Annotated in this window: 3 protein-coding genes and 1 pseudogene; 1 reads left to right on the top strand and 3 read right to left on the bottom strand. The window is 69.5% G+C overall.

What is annotated here, in order from left to right; translation table 11 throughout:
• The 3 genes and pseudogenes from U9977_RS23460 to U9977_RS23450 all read right to left on the bottom strand — a co-directional run.
• A pseudogene (locus tag U9977_RS23460) lies at nucleotides 1-532 on the bottom strand (hypothetical protein); the annotation flags it as partial.
• A gap of 5 nt (nucleotides 533-537) precedes the next feature.
• Entirely contained in the window at nucleotides 538-1,545 is a 1,008-nt protein-coding gene (locus U9977_RS23455; RefSeq protein WP_322751452.1) for a glutamate ABC transporter substrate-binding protein, read from the bottom strand.
• Nucleotides 1,542-2,951 (bottom strand): hypothetical protein, encoded by a 1,410-nt coding sequence (locus U9977_RS23450; protein ID WP_322751451.1) that lies wholly within the window; start codon nucleotides 2,949-2,951, stop codon nucleotides 1,542-1,544. Before U9977_RS23450 ends, U9977_RS23455 begins: the two co-directional genes overlap by 4 nt.
• A gap of 212 nt (nucleotides 2,952-3,163) precedes the next feature.
• Here U9977_RS23450 and U9977_RS23445 point away from each other — a divergent pair.
• The coding region (locus U9977_RS23445) for a TrmH family RNA methyltransferase (RefSeq protein WP_322751450.1) at nucleotides 3,164-3,926 on the top strand (763 nt) is incomplete at its 3' end.

Raw genomic sequence — 3,926 nt, 5'->3', positions numbered from 1 at the left:
TATAAGAGACAGGTCGTAGGCGGGCGGCCAGCTCGTCGGCGGTGGCGAGTTGCCCTTCTGCCGTGCTGAGGATCGCCAGTAGCCTGCTCCACGCGGCGAGGATCTCGTCGATGGTGGCGCGGACCGAGCCAAGCGCCGCATCGGTACGATCCGCCAACTCCGTCGGGCGGATGCCGACCGCGGGTGGTGGGCTCCCGGCGGGTGCTCCCGGCAGCACGGGGACCGCGGTCGGGCCGTGCAGCAACGCGTCCAGCTCGGCTGTTACGCGGGCGTCCACCCGAACCTTGTCCCCACGTACGGCGCGTGCCGCCGTCAGCAACTCGGTGAGGGTCCGGTAGCAGTGCCAGGCGTCCGCGAGCGCGGCCAGCGCGGTCGTGGCCCGCTCGCGCGTGGCGCCGGTGAGGCGTTCCGGGTCGATCAGGGCACGGCCGGGAGCGCTCTCCAGCTCCATCAGGATGGCCGCCTGGGCGGCGACCGCCGCTGACAGCCGGGCCAGCGTGGCGTCGATCTGTTCCAGGGTTGGCGCGACCATGGTGATCAACCCTGATATTCCGGAACGGGTGGTGCGGGCACCGGTTCCGTGCCGGGCCCGGTGAGCCAGCGCCGGTAGATCTCCGTCCACCGGCCGTTCTTCTCGATCGTTTCCAGGGCACCGTTGAGGAACCGGGTGAAGTCCGGGTGATCCTTGTTGACGGCCATGCCGTGCGGCTCGTCGGTGAAGCGTGGGCCGACAATCATCGTGTAGGGGTCCTGGTCGACTATTCCGGTCAGGATTCCGTCGTCGGTCGATATCCCGTCGACCACGCCCTGTTGGAGTGCGACCAGGCAGTCCGCGACATTTGTGACGGGGTAGGGGATCGGTGCCGGGGATACGGTGGCAATGGCCTGGATGGAGGTCGTCCGGGCAGCCGCACACACCTTCCTGCCGGCCAGATCCTCGATTCTCCTGAAGCCCGAATCCCGACGGACGAGCACCCGCTGCCCGGAATCGTAGTAGACAGCGGAAAAGTCGACATCCCGTCGCCGGTCACAGGTGATGGTCATGGTGGCGATCGCGATGTCGATCAGGCCGTGCTGGACGGCGGGGATGCGTTCGGCGTTGGTGATCGCCCGAAACCGGATCTTCGGGTTACCGGGTCCGAAGATCGCCGCGGCCATCTCCTTCGCCATGTCGACGTCGAAGCCCTCGAGCTGGTTTGTCTGGGGGTTGACGATTCCGAACGGTGGAACGTCTGGAATGACGCCCACGACCAGATAGCCACGATCCTGGATCGTCCTCATGAAGGAACCCGCCGGCATGTCGCCCGGGGCGGGCATCGGATCGGGTGGGACGAGGCTCGCCCGCGGGTTCCCGCAGCCCTGTGTGGGTGCCGTGGTCGTACCGGCCAGCACGGCCGCCGCGGTGGCCGGTGGCAGTGGTTCTGCGTCGGTGGGTAGCGGACTGTGGGTCGTGCCGCACGCCGCCGTGGCTGCGAGGATGACGGCGCCGATCACCGTGGCCACGGTGGCCCTGGTGATCCGGCGACCGGCGGGACGGGCGGTCATCGGTACTCGTCGATGCGCCGCTGCATGCCGGCCAGGCTGAGGCCGGCGGCGGCGACCATGGTCACAACCGCCACCGCGAGCAGGACGGACAGCGGCTCGCCCGCGTCGGACACCTGCCGGGAGAACCGTGCCTGGCTGGCCGTGACGGCCGCGTCGACCTTCTGATCGAAGGTGTCGAACGCCGCGGTACCCGCGCCGAGGGAGATCTTCCCCGCCGCGGTGAAGTCACCGGTGTCGGCGAGCAGCGCCGTGACCTGCTGATGTGCGGCAAGCCATACCCGCAGGTCGGCGTCGAGGCCCGTGCGGGTAGCGGTGTCCGGCCCGTCGACGCGCAGCGCGGCGCTCAGCGAGCCGCCAGCGAGGGGTCCGCCGTTCACCGCGAAGCCGAGCCGGGTGACCGCGACGGTGAAGTCGGTGTCGAAACGCGTGCCGTTACCACGGGCGATGAGCGACTGGTTTTCGTCCACGCGGGCTCGCAGGGCCAGTACCTTGGACTGGGCCAGCAGGGTCATGGGTACGAATCCCGAATCATGGGCGGCGCTGAGCCGCTGTTGTTGGACGGAGAACGCCGCGGCCGTCCAACAGAGGCTGAACAGCACGGCGAAGGTCGCCGTCACAAGGGGAATGTTGAGAACACGGTTGGTTCGCCGGTACAGCATTATCTGGGTGCCGACAAGACCGCCGGCGGCGAGGATGAACACCGCCGAGAGCAGGATCTCGCGTGGTCCGCTCGTCGCATCGGCGTAGGCCTTGTCGAGGCTGTCGGCATTCAGTGTGATGAGGCGATCAGTTGCCGGCAGTATTGTTTCCTGGACGAGTTGGGACCCTTGGCGCAGGTAGGCGGCACCGACCACGTTGCCCACCCGATTGTTGGCATGGGCGCGTTCGATGAGCCCGGTGTACACCGGAATCTTCTCGGCCAGGACGGCTAATGGTTCGGCCGCCGCGGCCTGGGTGTTGAGACGGGTCAGGCTCGCCACGGCGTCCGTCGCGGCGGTGATGCTGGTGTTGTAGGCCGCGAGCTGGTCAGCGGGTTCGGCGCCACCGGCGAGGAAAGAGGCGGCGGCGGTGGCGTCGGCCTCGGACAACGCCGCGTGCGCCCGCTGTGCTGTGACGATCGAGGGACCCGCATCGTTCCTGATGGTGTCGAGCGTCCTGATCCGACCGGCGATGGTCGAGACGGACACCAGTGCAAGCACGGCGAGTGTGCCGACGATGGCGATCGAGTACAGCCGGAGCCGGCCGGGCGTGGTGGCCGTTGCCGCCTGAGCCCGGTGTAACAGGCGGCCCGCCAGGCGCAGCATCCGATGGCCCTTGTCAGGCAGCCGCAGGCTCCGGTCGGCGATGCTTGGATCGACGGCGGTGCGTACTCCAGCGGATGCCGCCAGAGGTGTGTTCGCCGTCACGGTTTGACCATAGTGCGGTTGCCGTCGGCGGCGAGCTGTCAGCTTGCACAGGCTTCTGTCAGCTTGTGGACAGGCCAGTGTTCGAGCCCCTGCCGAGCGAGCACCGGCCACGCGACCATCGGGGGCGGCGACCCGCCATCGACCGGGTGGACCGTATACCGTGTGACGATGCTTTCTGACGCCTCCGGGGCGCGCGCTGGTGGAGTTCGCTGATGGCCGGCCAACAGCGGCGAGGCGGCGGTGGTGTCGCGCGAGGTGGCCAGGGCGGTCGCGCGGCCAAGGGGAGCTCGCATCGCAAGGGCGCAGCGGCAGGCAGCGGTGGCCAGGGTAGGAAGAGCCTGCAGGGACACGGCGCCACGCCGCCGGCCGAGATGCGTCCAGGCCACCCGGCCCAGCGCCGGGCTGCCGTGATCGCGGCGGCCGGGACACGGAGTACGGCCGGGACAAGGAGTACGGACGGGACAAGGAGTACGGACGGTTCCCGGAGTCCGGACACCAGCGGGCGAGGCGGCAGCGCTGGTGGGCCTGCCCGCAGCGGACCACATCGGGCCGGAGCGACTCGCTCCGGTCGGCCCGGCCGACCCGAGCGGGACGGTCGCGGTGACCCTGACGAGTTGATAGTCGGCCGTAATGCGGTGGTGGAGGCGCTACGGGCCGGTGTCCCCGCGTCCACACTGCTGATCGCCGCTGGCACCGAGTACGACGAACGTCTTGATGAGGCCCGCCGGCTCGCTCCCCGTGCCGGTGTGGCCGTCGCGGACGTCGCCCGAGCCGAGCTGGACCGGCTGTGTGGTGCCGCGCCGCATCAGGGGCTGGCGCTGTCGGTGCCGCCGTTCCGGTATGCCCATCCTGATGATCTTCTGGCTCGTGCGCAGGCGGCGCCGCCAGGACTCCTGGTGGCATTGGACGGGGTCACCGACCCGCGCAATCTCGGCGCGGTGATCAGATCGGCGGCGGCGTTCGGCGCGCACGGCG

Origin of the sequence: Protofrankia sp. Cas8, assembly GCF_963555845.1 — a bacterium.
Classification (GTDB): Bacteria; Actinomycetota; Actinomycetes; order Frankiales; family Frankiaceae; genus Protofrankia.
The sequence above is the reverse complement of the archived record's forward strand: the minus strand, read 5'-3'. Positions and strand labels throughout refer to the sequence as shown.

Excerpts from the sequence above, each read along its gene's own strand:
- U9977_RS23455 (WP_322751452.1), bottom strand. The coding sequence starts at position 1,545 with ATGACCGCCCGTCCCGCCGGTCGCCGGATCACCAGGGCCACCGTGGCC.